General features: G+C 72.0%; 13 protein-coding genes. 6 read left to right on the forward strand and 7 right to left on the reverse strand.

Annotation, left to right across the window (positions count from 1 at the left end):
• Positions 1-2 precede the first annotated feature (2 nt).
• Positions 3-1,226, forward strand: coding sequence for a sensor histidine kinase (locus J421_RS12485; protein ID WP_025411512.1), 1,224 nt, complete (start codon positions 3-5; stop codon positions 1,224-1,226).
• Between the two features lie 22 nt (positions 1,227-1,248).
• On the opposite strand, the gene J421_RS12490 is transcribed toward J421_RS12485, so the two are convergent.
• On the reverse strand, positions 1,249-1,779 hold the full coding sequence (locus J421_RS12490) for an NYN domain-containing protein (RefSeq protein WP_025411513.1): 531 nt from the start codon (positions 1,777-1,779) through the stop codon (positions 1,249-1,251).
• 131 nt (positions 1,780-1,910) lie between these two features.
• Here J421_RS12490 and J421_RS12495 point away from each other — a divergent pair, with 131 nt between their 5' ends.
• The 4 genes from J421_RS12495 to J421_RS12510 all read left to right on the forward strand — a co-directional run bounded on the left by J421_RS12495 (position 1,911) and on the right by J421_RS12510 (position 5,516).
• On the forward strand, positions 1,911-2,669 hold the full coding sequence (locus J421_RS12495; RefSeq protein ID WP_025411514.1) for an acyltransferase: 759 nt from the start codon (positions 1,911-1,913) through the stop codon (positions 2,667-2,669).
• A gap of 1 nt (position 2,670) precedes the next feature.
• The gene (locus J421_RS12500) at positions 2,671-3,156 is read left to right on the forward strand and encodes an EVE domain-containing protein (protein ID WP_025411515.1); all 486 of its coding nucleotides are present in this window, start codon (positions 2,671-2,673) and stop codon (positions 3,154-3,156) included.
• A gap of 50 nt (positions 3,157-3,206) precedes the next feature.
• Complete coding sequence (locus J421_RS12505; protein WP_025411516.1) at positions 3,207-4,598, forward strand: citrate synthase; 1,392 nt, start codon at positions 3,207-3,209, stop codon at positions 4,596-4,598.
• Positions 4,599-4,766: 168 nt separating this feature from the next.
• Positions 4,767-5,516 carry a class I SAM-dependent methyltransferase gene (locus J421_RS12510; protein ID WP_201773011.1) on the forward strand — a complete coding sequence of 250 codons (750 nt, stop codon included), beginning with the start codon at positions 4,767-4,769 and terminating at the stop codon, positions 5,514-5,516.
• A gap of 7 nt (positions 5,517-5,523) precedes the next feature.
• Here the strand turns inward: J421_RS12510 and J421_RS12515 are convergent, their stop codons facing one another.
• Genes J421_RS12515 through J421_RS12525 form a run of 3 tightly spaced genes read right to left on the reverse strand, consistent with a single transcriptional unit; the run spans position 5,524 to position 7,660 of the window.
• The gene (locus tag J421_RS12515) at positions 5,524-6,132 is read right to left on the reverse strand and encodes an acyltransferase (protein ID WP_025411518.1); all 609 of its coding nucleotides are present in this window, start codon (positions 6,130-6,132) and stop codon (positions 5,524-5,526) included.
• Positions 6,133-6,141: 9 nt separating this feature from the next.
• The gene (locus J421_RS12520; protein WP_025411519.1) at positions 6,142-6,888 is read right to left on the reverse strand and encodes an A/G-specific adenine glycosylase; all 747 of its coding nucleotides are present in this window, start codon (positions 6,886-6,888) and stop codon (positions 6,142-6,144) included.
• Positions 6,869-7,660, reverse strand: a complete 792-nt coding sequence (locus J421_RS12525) for a polysaccharide deacetylase family protein (RefSeq protein WP_104022571.1) — start codon at positions 7,658-7,660, stop codon at positions 6,869-6,871. The genes J421_RS12520 and J421_RS12525 overlap by 20 nt, the downstream gene beginning before the upstream one ends.
• 107 nt (positions 7,661-7,767) lie before the next feature.
• Between J421_RS12525 and J421_RS12530 the strand changes: the two genes are divergently transcribed.
• A complete protein-coding gene (locus J421_RS12530) occupies positions 7,768-8,910 on the forward strand; it encodes a hypothetical protein (protein WP_148306294.1) in 1,143 nt (380 codons plus the stop codon).
• A 25-nt stretch (positions 8,911-8,935) separates the two neighbouring features.
• Here J421_RS12530 and J421_RS12535 read toward each other — a convergent pair whose 3' ends face one another.
• From J421_RS12535 to J421_RS12545, 3 genes are all read right to left on the reverse strand, one after another.
• Positions 8,936-9,178, reverse strand: coding sequence for an acyl carrier protein (locus J421_RS12535; RefSeq protein WP_025411522.1), 243 nt, complete (start codon positions 9,176-9,178; stop codon positions 8,936-8,938).
• The gene (locus J421_RS12540; RefSeq protein ID WP_025411523.1) at positions 9,171-10,925 is read right to left on the reverse strand and encodes an HAD-IIIC family phosphatase; all 1,755 of its coding nucleotides are present in this window, start codon (positions 10,923-10,925) and stop codon (positions 9,171-9,173) included. Before J421_RS12540 ends, J421_RS12535 begins: the two co-directional genes overlap by 8 nt.
• A gap of 144 nt (positions 10,926-11,069) precedes the next feature.
• Positions 11,070-12,803, reverse strand: coding sequence for a hypothetical protein (locus J421_RS12545; RefSeq protein ID WP_025411524.1), 1,734 nt, complete (start codon positions 12,801-12,803; stop codon positions 11,070-11,072).
• Positions 12,804-12,805: the final 2 nt, after the last annotated feature.

The raw sequence follows: 12,805 nt of genomic DNA on the forward strand, positions 1-12,805 counted from the left end.
CGATGTCCCGTCCACCGCTGCGGCTCGTGTCCGAGCCGGTGCTCGACGCGCATCCGCTCACGACCTCCGATGCCCCGCTCCTGCCGTCCCGCGAGGCAGCCGGCGCCGGGGCTGACATCTGGGAGGAGCTCGACCGAGCCGCGGCGTGGGTGCAGGATGAGATGACCGACGGCCGCCTCGCGGTGGTGCCCGGGCCCGCGCTCGACGGCGCGGCGCGCGAGCGGGCGCGCCGGGCGCTGCGGCTGCTGTGCGTCGCGGCCCGCGCCACCTGGGCGACGCTCGACGTGCCGGGGTCGCCGGCGCCGCTCCGGCGCGAGGACCTGCCGGCGACCGTGCCGGCCACGGCGCTCGTGCGCGCCATGCGGCAGCGGCTTACGACGCAGACGGTGGAGGCGCGGAGCCGTGGCCTGCCGGCCGCCGATCCGGCGGACGTGCTGCGCGCCCTGCTCGCGCTCGAGCGCGTGGAGACGGCGCTCGAGGAGGACGGCGTGCGGACTGCGATGGGTCAGCTCACCGGCGCGACGGCGATGGAGCTGCTCGTCGAGGTCGCGCACGACATGCGCTCGCCGCTCGGCTCGATCCTGTTCCTCGTGGAGCGGCTGCGCCGCCCGGCGCTCGGCGTCGATCCGCGACCGCCGGCGGAGGACCGCACCCTCGCTCTCGTCTACGGCGCCGCGTTCGGGCTGAGCGCGATGGTGAGCGACGTGATGGAGCTCGCGCGCGGCGGCGACCGCCTGGCGGCCGGCGAGCCGGCGCCGCTGGTCCTCACCGACGTCGTCGAGGCGGTGGCGTCGATCGCCGCGCCGCTGGCCGAGGAGAAGGGGATCCTGCTCGAGATGCCGGAGCTGCCGCGCGAGGTGCGGATCGGGCACGGTGCGGCGCTGCACCGGGTGCTCGTGAACCTCGTGACGAACGCGCTGAAGTTCACCCCGGCCGGCCGCGTGTCGCTCCGGGTCGAGGCGCGATCGCGCACCCGGGTGGCGTTCTCGGTCGAGGACACGGGGCGTGGGATCCCACGGTCGGTGCTCGCGCAGCTGTTCCAGACGTTCCGCCGCCGCGCGGCGCGCGACGACTACGCGTTCTCGAGCGCGGGGCTCGGTCTCGCGATCTGCCAGAAGCTCCTGTCGGCGATGGACTCGGAGCTCCAGGTGGAGTCGGAGGAGGGCGTGGGGACGACGTTCCGCTTCGAGCTGGAGCTGCCCCCGGCCGGACCGGCCGCCGCCTGACGCGGTCGAGCCGCGATCGGCGTCAGAAGCCCCGCGAGCGGCCGGAGTGCTGGCCGTTCGTGGGGTGCGGCGGTTGGGGCTTGTCCGGGTGCCCCTTCCGGCGCGACGTGCGCCGCTCGAGCACGACCTCGTCGGCGAGGATCATGTAGCGGATGATCTGCCGACGCACCGACGCGAACTGGCGGCTGCGGTCGCGGAAGCGGTCGTTCGAGACGAGCGCGGCGTCGAGCTCCTTCGCGAACGACAGCAGGAAGTAGTCGGCGTCGGTGCCGGCGGGCGCCTGATGCACGGTGCCGTCGGCGACGAGCCGCTCGTACTCGTCGTGCTCGTCGATCTGGTGGCGCAGCGCGGCGTCGGCCACGATGATCGGCTCGAAGCCCTGCTCCACGAGCTTCTCGCGCACGAGGAGGATGTTCGCCAGGCGCGCCGTGTCGCCCTCCGTCGCGTGGGCGACGTTCGATCCGTCGATCAGCGCGCGGGGCCGGTGGTCGCCCGCATCGCTGCCGTGCGGTGGCGACTCGTGCGAGTGCGGGGAATGCACGTCGGAAGCCATGCCTCGGCCTCGGGCAAGTCGCGTGCGCGCATCGGTCGACGGCCGATCGGCCGGAGTGGACGCACCCCAGCCATACGGGCATCTTTCGCCGCCGACGGGGAGTCCCGCCCCGAATCCCGCCATTCCGCGTCATGCCGAGCCTTCGCGCCACCGTCAAACACTCGAACCACTGGGCCGCGCGGCTGCTGCGCGGGGCCGTGTACGGTGCGCGAAACTTCACGCTGCCCGTGCCTCGGCCCGTCGTGGTGCCGCTGGTGAAGGGGTTCATCGCGCTGCGCGCCGTGTACTACTGGCTGGTGCGCGTGTTCGTGTGCGAGCCGTTCTTCAAGGCGCAGTGCGCGCGCTACGGCGACGGCGTCCGCACGGGCACGTTCCTCCACTGGATCATGGGCGCGGGCGACATCGTGGTCGGCGACCGCGTGCACGTCGAGGGCAAGGTCAGCTTCATCTTCGCGTCGATCCTTCCCGAGCGGCCGCGCATCGAGCTCGGCGACGACACGTACGTCAGTCACCTCTGCACGTTCATCGCGGCGCGGCGGATCACCGTCGGGCGACACGTGCACATCGCGAACGGCGTGACGATCTTCGACTCGCCCGGCCACCCGCTGGACGCCGAGCGGCGCACGGCGGGGATGGCGCCGGATCCCGAGGACATCCGCGCCGTATGCATCGGGGACAAGGTCTGGATCGGCACCGGCGCCAGGATATTTCCAGGCGTGACGGTCGGCGAGGGGAGCGTGATCGGGATGGGCGCGATCGTCACGCGGGACGTGCCGCCGTACTCGCTCGCCGCGGGCAATCCCGCCCGCGTCATCCGCTCGCTGCGCCCCGCGCGAGACGGGCACGATGCGCCGACCCTGCCCGCGACGACCATCGCGACCCATCCCTAGCATGCCCGCGCCCACCGACCGCCGCTACTGGCTGATGAAGTCCGAGCCCGAGTCGTTCGGGTTCGACGACCTGTGGAACGCGCCGGACCGCACGACGGGATGGGACGGCGTGCGCAACTACCAGGCGCGCAACTTCATGCGCGACGACATGCACGTCGGCGACGGCGTGCTGTTCTACCATTCCAGCGGCACCCCCACGGGTGTGGCGGGCATCGCGGAGGTCGCGCGGGCGGCGTACCCCGATCCGACCGCGTTCGACCCGCGCGACCCGCACTACGACGCGAAGAGCCGCCCCGACGCGCCGACGTGGCTGATGGTCGACGTGCGCGCGGTGGAGAAGCTGCCGCAGTTCGTGACGCTCGACGCGCTGCGGGCCGAGCCGGGGCTCGCCGAGATGCAGGCGCTGCGGCGCGGCAACCGACTGAGCATCACGCCGGTGACGGCGGCGGAGTGGAAGCTCGTGCGCAAGCTCGGCGGCCTGCGCTGAGGATTGGACGCCCCTTAGATTTCCGCGGGCACATCATAACGGGAGAGACGATGAGCCAGACAGAGACCGCGACCACGCCGTCGAACGACGCCACGCAGGGCGGTCGCAACGCGCTCGAGGTCCGCGATGGACGGACCGGCAAGAGCTACGACATCCAGATCCTCGAGCCGGGCACCGAGGGCGACACGGCGGTGCGCGGCGCCGACCTCCGGCAGATGAAGGTGAACCCCGGCGACTTCGGTCTGCTGAGCTACGACCCCGCGTTCATGAACACGGCGTCGTGCAAGAGCGCCATCACGTACATCGACGGCGACAACGGGATCCTGCGCTATCGCGGCTATCCGATCGAGCAGCTCGCCGAGGGCGCGACGTTCCTCGAGGTCGCGTACCTGCTGCGCAACGGCGAGCTGCCGTCGCAGGGCGAGTACGAGCAGTGGGTGCACGACATCACGTACCACACGTACGTGCACGAGAACATCAAGCGGTTCCTCGAAGGGTTCCGCTACGACGCGCACCCGATGTCGATGCTGTGCAGCGCGGTCGCGGCGATGTCGTCGTTCTACCCGAAGGCGAAGAACATCTTCGATCCCGCGGAGCGCAGCATCTCGATCATCCGCCTGCTGGCGAAGATGCCGACGCTCGCCGCGATGATCTACCGCCACGTGAAGGGGCTGCCGTTCGTCTACCCCGACAACGACCTGAATTACGTCGAGAACTTCCTCTCGATGGTCGCGCGCATGTCGGAGCCGAAGTACGAGGCGAACCCGGTGTTCACGAAGGCGCTCGACGTGCTGTTCATCCTGCATGCGGACCACGAGCAGAACTGCTCGACGAGCGCGGTGCGCGCGGTGGGCTCGTCGCACGTCGATCCGTTCTCGGCGGTCGCGGCGGGGATCGCGGCGCTCTACGGGCCGCTGCACGGCGGCGCGAACGAGCAGGTGCTCCGCATGATCGAGGAGATCGAGCACCCGAAGAACGTCCCCGCGTTCATCGACGAGGTGAAGAGCGGGAAGGGCGGGCGCCTGATGGGCTTCGGGCACCGCGTCTACAAGAGCTACGATCCGCGCGCGCGCATCGTGAAGAAGCTCGCCGACGAGGTGTTCCAGCAGGTCGGCATGGACAAGGACCTCGAGATCGCGCTGAAGCTCGAGGAAGCCGCGCTGAGCGACGACTACTTCGTGTCGCGCAAGCTGTACCCGAACGTCGATTTCTACACGGGGCTGATCTACCGCTCCATGGCGTTCCCGACGGACTTCTTCACGGTGCTGTTCGCCGTGGCGCGGACCGCGGGCTGGCTCGCCCAGTGGGAGGAGATGCTGCTCGACAAGGAGCAGAAGATCGCGCGCCCGCGGCAGATCTACATCGGGCCGGCCGAGCGGCAGTACCAGAGCACGCTCGCCGACAAGGCGCCGCGTACCCGGAAGGACTCGATCCGCCGGTAAGCCGCGCCTGTGCGGCAGGTCACGGACGGCGCAGGGCGGGTCCTCGTGGAGGCTCGCCCTGCGCCGTCCGGTACTTCCGGCCCGCGCGACCGAGCTACATGATGTGCGCGGACCCCTCACTCCGCTTACATGTCGCTCGGCAGCCGCGGGTGGAGCATCACCTCCGCCATGCAACGTCGTCTGGTGCCGGACCTGCGCTACTCCCAGACGCACTTCGAGGAGTTCCTCACGGGCCAAGCGCTCCGCGCCTCGGCGTGGCTGGACCTCGGCTGCGGACACCAACTGCTTCCGGAGTGGCGTGCGGAGGCGGAGCGGATGCTGCTGAAGCGGGTCCCGCTCGTCGTCGGCGTGGACTACGACTTGGAGTCGCTCCTGAAGCACCGCACAATCCACGAGCTGGCGCGGGCCGACGCGCGCCAGCTTCCGTTCGCCGACGACACGTTCGACCTCGTCACCGCGAACATGGTCGTCGAGCATCTCGACGACCCGGCCGCGCAGTTCGCCGAGGTGCGTCGCGTGCTGCGGCCCGGCGGGGCGTTCCTGTTCCACACGCCTAACGCTCGGTCGTACTTCGTCGCCACCGCTCGTCTCCTGCCCGACGGGTTGAAGCGGCGGGTCGCCAAGTTCCTCGACGGGCGCGACGAGTCGGACGTCTTCCCGACGCTCTACCGGGCGAACCGCCCGGAGGACGTCGCTGAGGTGGCAGCGAGCGCCGGCCTCGAAGTCGCGGACGTCACGCTCGTCTCGTCGGCGCCGGTGTTGGGCGCCATCCCGCCGGTCGCGGCGGTGGAGCTGGTCGTGCTCCGAGCGCTGCAACGCCCGTCGCTCGCGCGCTACCGCTCCAACATGATCTGCACCCTCCGGAAGCCCGCGGCCGTGTCGGCGCCGCGCCGCGTTCCGGTCGCCGCCGCGAGCTGACGGCGCGTCACTCGTCGGGCATGCCGTCCGTGCCCGGCACGCGCTTCACCACGCGCGCCGGGTTGCCGACGATGATGGAGTGGGCCGGGTACGTCCCCGCGCACACGGCGCCGTACCCCACGACGCAGTTCCGGCCGATGCGCGTGCCGGGCAGGATGCCGACCGAGCCTGCGATCCACACGTTGTCGCCGATCGTCACGGGGCGCACGCGCACGGGCGCGGTCGGCGAGTGTCGGTCGACGTGGGTGCTGTGCTGGTCGGTGTCGGCGATGGACGCGTCGCTGATGATCGCGCGCTCGCCGATGACGATCGACTGCTGGCACCCGAAGCGCGTGCCGTTCAGATAGCTCCGGCTGCCGACCTCGATGACCGCGTCGGGCGCGTGCGTCCACGGCGTGACGACGCGATCGACGACGACGTCGTCGCCGAACACGACGCGACCCGGGCCACGAAACACGATCCGTCCGACGACGCGGAAGTTGCGTCCGACGGTGAAGTCGATGCCGCGCACGCGGCACCACACGCGGACCCAGTGGCCGCGCAGGAGCGACGTGGCCCAGAGCCACGCCGCGCCGGGCTCGCGGACCGCGCGCCGCACCTTCTGGCCGAGCGACATGACGCGAAGCTAGCTGCTGCGGTGTCGGGCGGGGAGCGGCACCTCGGCCGCGAACGTCGCGCAGTGCGCGCGCACCGGACAGCGCGTGCAGTGTCGCGCGCGCGCGGTGCACACCAGCGCGCCGAGCTCCATGAGCGCCTGATTGTGCGTCCATGCCGCGCGGCCGGACCGCGGCAGGATCGACTCGGCGATCGCCCACAGCGCGCGCTGCCCGGCGCCGGTCTTCGGATCGAGCGCAGGCGCGAACGCGCGGCGCAGCACGCGCGCGACGTTCGTGTCGACGAGCGCCGCGCGACGCTCGAACGCGAACGACGCCACCGCGCCCGCGGTGTACGGCCCGATGCCGGGGAGCGCGCGCAGCGCCGCCGGCTCGGCGGGCAGCGCGCCGCCGGCAGCGGCCACCTCGCGCGCGAGCGCGTGCAGGTTACGAGCACGCGCATAGTAGCCGAGCCCCGCCCACGCCTCCGTCACCGCGCTCGGGGGCGCCTCGGCGACGTGCCTCAGCGTCGGGAATCGCGTCACGAACGCGTGGTAGTAGTCCACCACGCGCGCGACCTGCGTCTGCTGCAGCATCAGCTCCGAGACGAGGACGCGATACGGGTCGCGCGTGAGGCGCCATGGCAGGTCGCGCCCGTGTCGACGGAACCACGCACGCAGTCGGCGCCCGAAGTCGCGCGCCGTCGCCGCGTCGACCGTCGCGGTGGGTCGCCCGCGACCGCGCCGCGAGGCGCCGTCGTCAGCGGTCGGCGAGGACACGTCGCCGGAACGCGAGCCAGCGCTCGCCGCCGATGGCCTTCACCGCCTTCTTCGCCTTCCACAGTGCGGCCTGGCGCGCTTGTGGAAGCCAGCTGTCGCGCGCCAGCGCCTGCGGCACGTCGGCGTCGTCGTCGCGCATGATCGCGTAGCGGCCGAGGATCGTGCAGCGGCCACGTCGCGCGACGGCGGCCGTCGGCTCGGACGTGAAGAGGACCTCGATGCCGGCGTCGGCCGCCGCGTCGGCGACGCGGTCGGAGTAGAAGCCGGCCGGCACGGAGCCCGTGCGGATCCGGTCGCCGACGAGATCCGCGAGCCGCCTAACGCTGTCGAGCCACTCGGCCCGGATCTGCGGCTCGGGAAGGTGCGAGATGCGCGGCGGATGCGTGCGGGTATGGCTGCCGATCGCGTGGCCGCGCGCGGCCAGCTCACGGACGTCCGCCTCGGTCACGAAGCCCGGCTGGCCGATGCGGTCGGTGGTGACGAAGAAGTGACCGCGCCAACCGTGCGCCTCCAGCGCCGGCGCGGCGTGACGCAGCGCGCCGACGCCGCCGTCGTCGAACGTGAGCACCACGCAGGGCGTGCCGTCGGCCGGGCGCGCCAGCACATCGGTGACGAGGCCCGGGAACGGGGCCGTCGCGCTCAGCGCCGCCATGTGTCGGTCGAAGCGCTCGCGCGTCAGCTTGTAGATGTGCGCGTCGCCGCCCGCGAACCCGCTCGACTCGAACCCCTCGGGGCCGACGACGTCGTGATACATCAACGAGATCAGCTTCATCGACCGGAACCTCGCCGACCGCGTGCGCGCCCACAAGAGGAGTGCGCGGTGGGACGTTCGCCGCACGTCCGTGGCTCGCGGTGCCGGTGACCGCTTACCTTCCGCCGATGACGACGCCTTCCGCGCGCCGGACGTCCAAGACCTTCGAGCTGGTGCCGTACGACCCGGCACTCGGCGACGCGATCACCGCGTTCAATGCGCGGCTCGACGCCGGCGGGGCGCCGCCGGAGTATCGGCTCCACGCGGGGCCGGGGCCGATCTACATCCGCAACCAGCAGCACGGCATCGTCGAGGAGCGGCTGTTCGTCGTCGACGAGGGACAGGTGCGTGGCGGCGTGCATCTGCAGGTGCAGCCGTTCTGGGTCGACGGCGCCGTGCAGACGGTGGCGAACATCCAGCTGCCGCTGTCCGAGGGGATCGTGGACCGCCAGTTCGCGTTCCTCGGCATGTGGATCATCAAGCAGGTCGTCCGCCGCTACCCGCGCTGCTTCGCCCTCGGCATGGGCGGTACCGACCGGCCGCTGCCGCAGCTGCTGCACGCCATGCAGTGGGCGGTGTGGCCGGTGCCATTCCAGTTCCGGCTGGCGAACGTGGGGCGCTGCGTCCGCGAGCTGCGCGCGCTCGGGCCGGCGTGGCGCCGCCGGCTCGCGGGCGGCGCGCTGACGGCGACCGGCGGGTCGCTCGTCGGACGCGCGGCGTGGGCTGCGCTCGCGGCCGCGCGCACGCGCGGCGTCGCCCGCCTAACGACGCGCCCGGTGACCGCCTGGGAGCCGTGGGCGGACGCGATCTGGGAAAGCGCTCGCGGTGCGTACGCGGTGATCGGCGTGCGCGATGCGACCACCCTGCGCGCGCTGTACCCGACCGACGAGACGCGTGTCCGCGCGCACGCCCTGCTCGACGGCGGACGCCACGTCGGCTGGGTGGCGCTCTCCGTGCGGCAGATGTCGGGCAACGTACACTTCGGGAACCTGCGGGTCGGCGCGGTGATCGATGCGCTCACGCCGCCGGGGTACGAGACGGCGGCCGCCCTCGCCGCCACGCGGCTCCTGCTCGACGAGGACGTGGACCTCGTCGTGACGAACCAGTCGCATCCCGCGTGGCGCGCCGCGTTCCACCGGGCCGCGTACCGCAGCGCGCGGTCCAACTACATCCTCGCGCCGTCGCCGCAGCTCGTGCCGAGAACGGCGGACTTCGAGCGGCGCATGCTGCAGTTCACGCGCGGCGACGGCGACGGCCGGATTCACCTGTGAGCGTTAGGCGCGGCCACGCCGCGCCTCAGCGGACGTTCGGCTCGCTCTGAAGATGATCGAGCAGCAGCGAGAACGACGCGAGCTCCGCGAGCTCCTCCATCGGCAGCTCGACGCCGAACTCCTCCTCGATCACGGAGACGAGCGTCGCGTTCGCGAGCGAGTCCCACGCCTCCACCGTGGCGGGGCTCGCGTCCGGGATCTCGGCGGGCGTCAGATCGGGAAAGACGGCGAGAAAGCACTGCTCGAGCCGAGCACGAACGTCATCCATTGGCGGTCTCCTGGAGCGCCGAGCGCTCGACGCGATGATAGAGCGGCGGGCACGCGGCCTCGAACCGGGCGCGCGAGATCACGACGTCGCCAGGGCCGTCCGGCAGCTCGACGAGCGACGCGAGGAACTCGCGCGCCGGCGTGTTGCGCGCGGTGGGCGCATAGTCGACCACGACCTCGTTCACGTCGTACGTGTCGAACAGCGTGCGCAGCGTGGCGTGCTCGATGCGCCGCGCGAAGGCCCGGCAGCTCATCACCCACCGCTCGACGCGCACGCGGTTCGACTCGAGCGTGCCGGTGAGCACGGCGATCTTGCCGAGCGACCCGAACTTGTCGCCGTAGCTCACGGTCATCACCAGCGAGTCGGCGCGCGCGCGGAGCGCCGCCCAATCCGCCTCGAGATACCGTCCGCCGTTCGTGTTGAACTGGTTCGTCTTGTTGATCAACTCGAAGGCGCGCGTGTCGGCCGCGCCGTCGCCGACCGCGAACGACACAGTCGCCCCGAGGCTCGCCGCGAACGCCTCGTCGTCCTGTTCGCCGGCGGACTGCTCGAACGCCTGCGCGTTGCGCAGGCTCTCGCGGCGCAGCGCGTCCTCGGCCTGCAGCGCGGGCCGGCCGAACAGATCGCGCAGCTCGTGCAGCAGGGCGAGCACCGCGTCCGGATCGTCCTTCGGGAACAGCCGGCACTCCACGTCGGGATGCCGGCTCTGCACCTCGGCGATCTCGAGCGGGCTGTCGTCGACGAACACCAGGCTGTCGGCGCCCACGTTCCACGCGCGCAGCACCGCGTCGATCGACTTCGACTTCGAGCCCCAGTTGGCGAGCAACGGGAACACCCGGTCGCGCGGCAGCGCGATGTCGGCGCGCCGGAACGCCTCCTCGACGATCGATTCGTCGTTCTTCGTCGCCACCGCGACGAGCACCCCGCTGTCGGCGAGCGACGCGACGAACTGCTGATAGAGGCCGTGCACCTGCGCGTGATGCTCGAGGTCCCACGCGACGCCGGCGACGCCCACGTCGCCGAGGATCCCGAGCCACACCGTGTCGTCGAGATCCGTGACGAGCCCCTTCTTCGGCGCGCGCGGAAGCAGCAGCGTCGCGAGGCTCGCCGCGACGGCGTCGGCGTGCGGCTGCGCGTACGGCAGGCCCGTGGCGAGCTCCGACTTCACGCTGAGGCGGTCGCCCATCGGCGACGTGGTGGCCAGCGCGCGCTCGCTCACCACGCGGATGGCGGGGCTCGACGACAGCGCGGCGGCGAACTGCGCGAGCGCCGCCCGCAGCTGCAGCTCGAACGCGCTGGCCTGCTGCCCGACGGTGAACGCGATCGGCGGCAGCGGCAGCGTGGGGAGGCACACCGCGACCGGCGTGCGCTCGCTCGCCGCGGCGAGCTCCGTGCCGAGCCGACCGAATGCGGCGCGGGCCGTCTGGAGCACGTCGTCGAGCACCGCCGGGGCCCAGCCGCCGCTCTCGCGCAGCCCGAGGCGGCGGTCGAGATCCTGCCACTCGATCACCACCGCGAGGCCCGCGCTCCGCGCGCCGCCGTCCGCGGCTCGGCGCACGTTGCCCAGCAGGTCGCCGTAGCGCCCGACCTCCAGCTCCACACGCGCGGTGGAGAGCCGCTGCTGGAGGTGCGCCGTGAGGAACGTCGCGAGATGGAGCGGCGTGAACCCAGTGGCCAGGCCGAACGGGCGAGCGTCCGGGAGCTCCCGGCGGGATCGGATGACTTGGAGTGCCTCGATCAGCTTCATGGCGCGCGCTGGGGGGCGTCTCCCCGACGGACGGCACGTGCGCCAGCGCGGGGGTGACAGGAGGGACGTCGAGCGGCCTCGCTGGAATGTACTCGACCGCCGGAACTCCCGAAAATCGCCGAGCCGGCCGCCGTCTCCCGACCGTCAGCCCCCGAGCACCACGCTCTCGTTCACCGGTCGGAAGCGATACGCCTCGCCGGCCTGGTTGAAGAACCCCTCGTTGGACGCCGGCGGCAGGTCCGCGCCGAAGTAGTGGCGCAACACGTTGCGGAAGATGTTGACGTGCGTGGTCGAATCCTCGAACATGGCCGCGCCACCGTCCGGCATGTAGAACGCCGCGAATGCGCCGAGCCGCTCGGCGGCGATGCTGTCGGTGGGCAGCTTGGCGTCCACTGCCCACCCGCGGCTCAGCGTGCCGTGGTCGCCGATCACGATGACGATCGGCGCCACGGGAGAGCGGCGGAAGAGCGCCTCGACGAGCGCGAGCACCTGCGCGTTGCTGCACTGCAGCACGCCGAGGAAACCGGCCCGCGGCCCGGGCATCCCCATACGCTCGCCGATCACCACGCCGCCGGGGTTGACCGGTCGGCATGCGCTGTCCAGCACGATCGGCTGATGCGGCAGCATGAAGTGCGCGAAGGTGAACGTCGGCGCGCTGTCCCCCGGCACGTCGCGCAGTCGGCGGAACTCGTCCAGCACGAAGCGCCCACCGTAGCCGCCGTGCAGCGCGCGGAACTTCGAGAGCAGCGTGGACTCGAACATCACGCGCCGCAGCTCGCTGCGTTGGAACTCGGCCCGCACGTCGATGCGGGGCGGTCCCGGGTACACGTAGTCGGCGAGCGGGCTGTCGCGCGTGAACTCCACCCATTCCGTGGGGAAGAGCAGAAAGCGGTAGCCGCGCTCCTTCAGAAAGCGCGCGACGCGATTCTCCCGGGTCAGCGCCGTCACGATGGTGTTGTCGACGCTGTTCGGCGGGACGTCGCGCGCGAGCAACGTATCGTGCTCGAAGTTCAGCACCGACGACAGCGACAGCAGGGTCGAGACGTAGTTGGAGCGGACGTGCTTCGGGATGGTGAAGCCGAGCGCCCGTAGGCTGTCGACGAAGCGCGAGTTGTCGTAGCCGAACTTCGTGCGCAGCACCGCGGCGTTCGGGTAGCCGTCGAGGACGATGAGATAGATGTCGCGCTTCGGCCCCACGGCGGTGCGCGCGGGGTCGGTCCGCACCGGCGTCTGCAAAGCGCGCCAGATGGCGCTGCGCTCGACCCGCGCGCGACTGCCGACGTTCGCCCGCGCCACCCGCATCGCGGCGCTCACGACGAGCAGCACCCCGGCGAGAAAGAGCACGTGCGCGACGCCGTCGAGCGTCCACCGCCGCCGCCGCACGGCGAGCCACAGCGGCGCCACCGAGCCGATGAGCCACATCGGACCCAACACCGCGCTGCGCGCGAGGGGGCCCGCGATCGGCGCGAGCGCGTTCTGGAACGGAATGAAGTAGAAGGTCCACGCGACCGCCACCGCGGTGAGCAGCGCGCCGCGTGCGAGCGGCGCGTCGCGGCCGAGCGCTCGGGCGACGGCCGCCCCGAGCGCGAGCACGGCGAGCGTGAGCCCCAGCACCACCGCGACGATGAGCGCCAGGTCGCCCATGCTGTACGTGCCCACCGTGCGTGTCACGACGTGGAGGGTGGGGAAGACCGCGAGGAGCGCCGGGTACAGCGCTGCGACGCGGACGCCCGAAGCCGGCTCCGTGCGGCGCTCGGCGGGGCGCTCGTGCCGTTCCGGGGGCGCGTCGACGGTCGGCGACAGTCGCCCGACGGCCGTCGGGGAGGCGGCGGTCAGCGCCGCCGGGTCGGAGCCGCGCCCAGTGCGCTCGAGACGCATTG

It is taken from the genome of Gemmatirosa kalamazoonensis, assembly GCF_000522985.1.
Taxonomy (GTDB): Bacteria; Gemmatimonadota; Gemmatimonadetes; order Gemmatimonadales; family Gemmatimonadaceae; genus Gemmatirosa; species Gemmatirosa kalamazoonensis.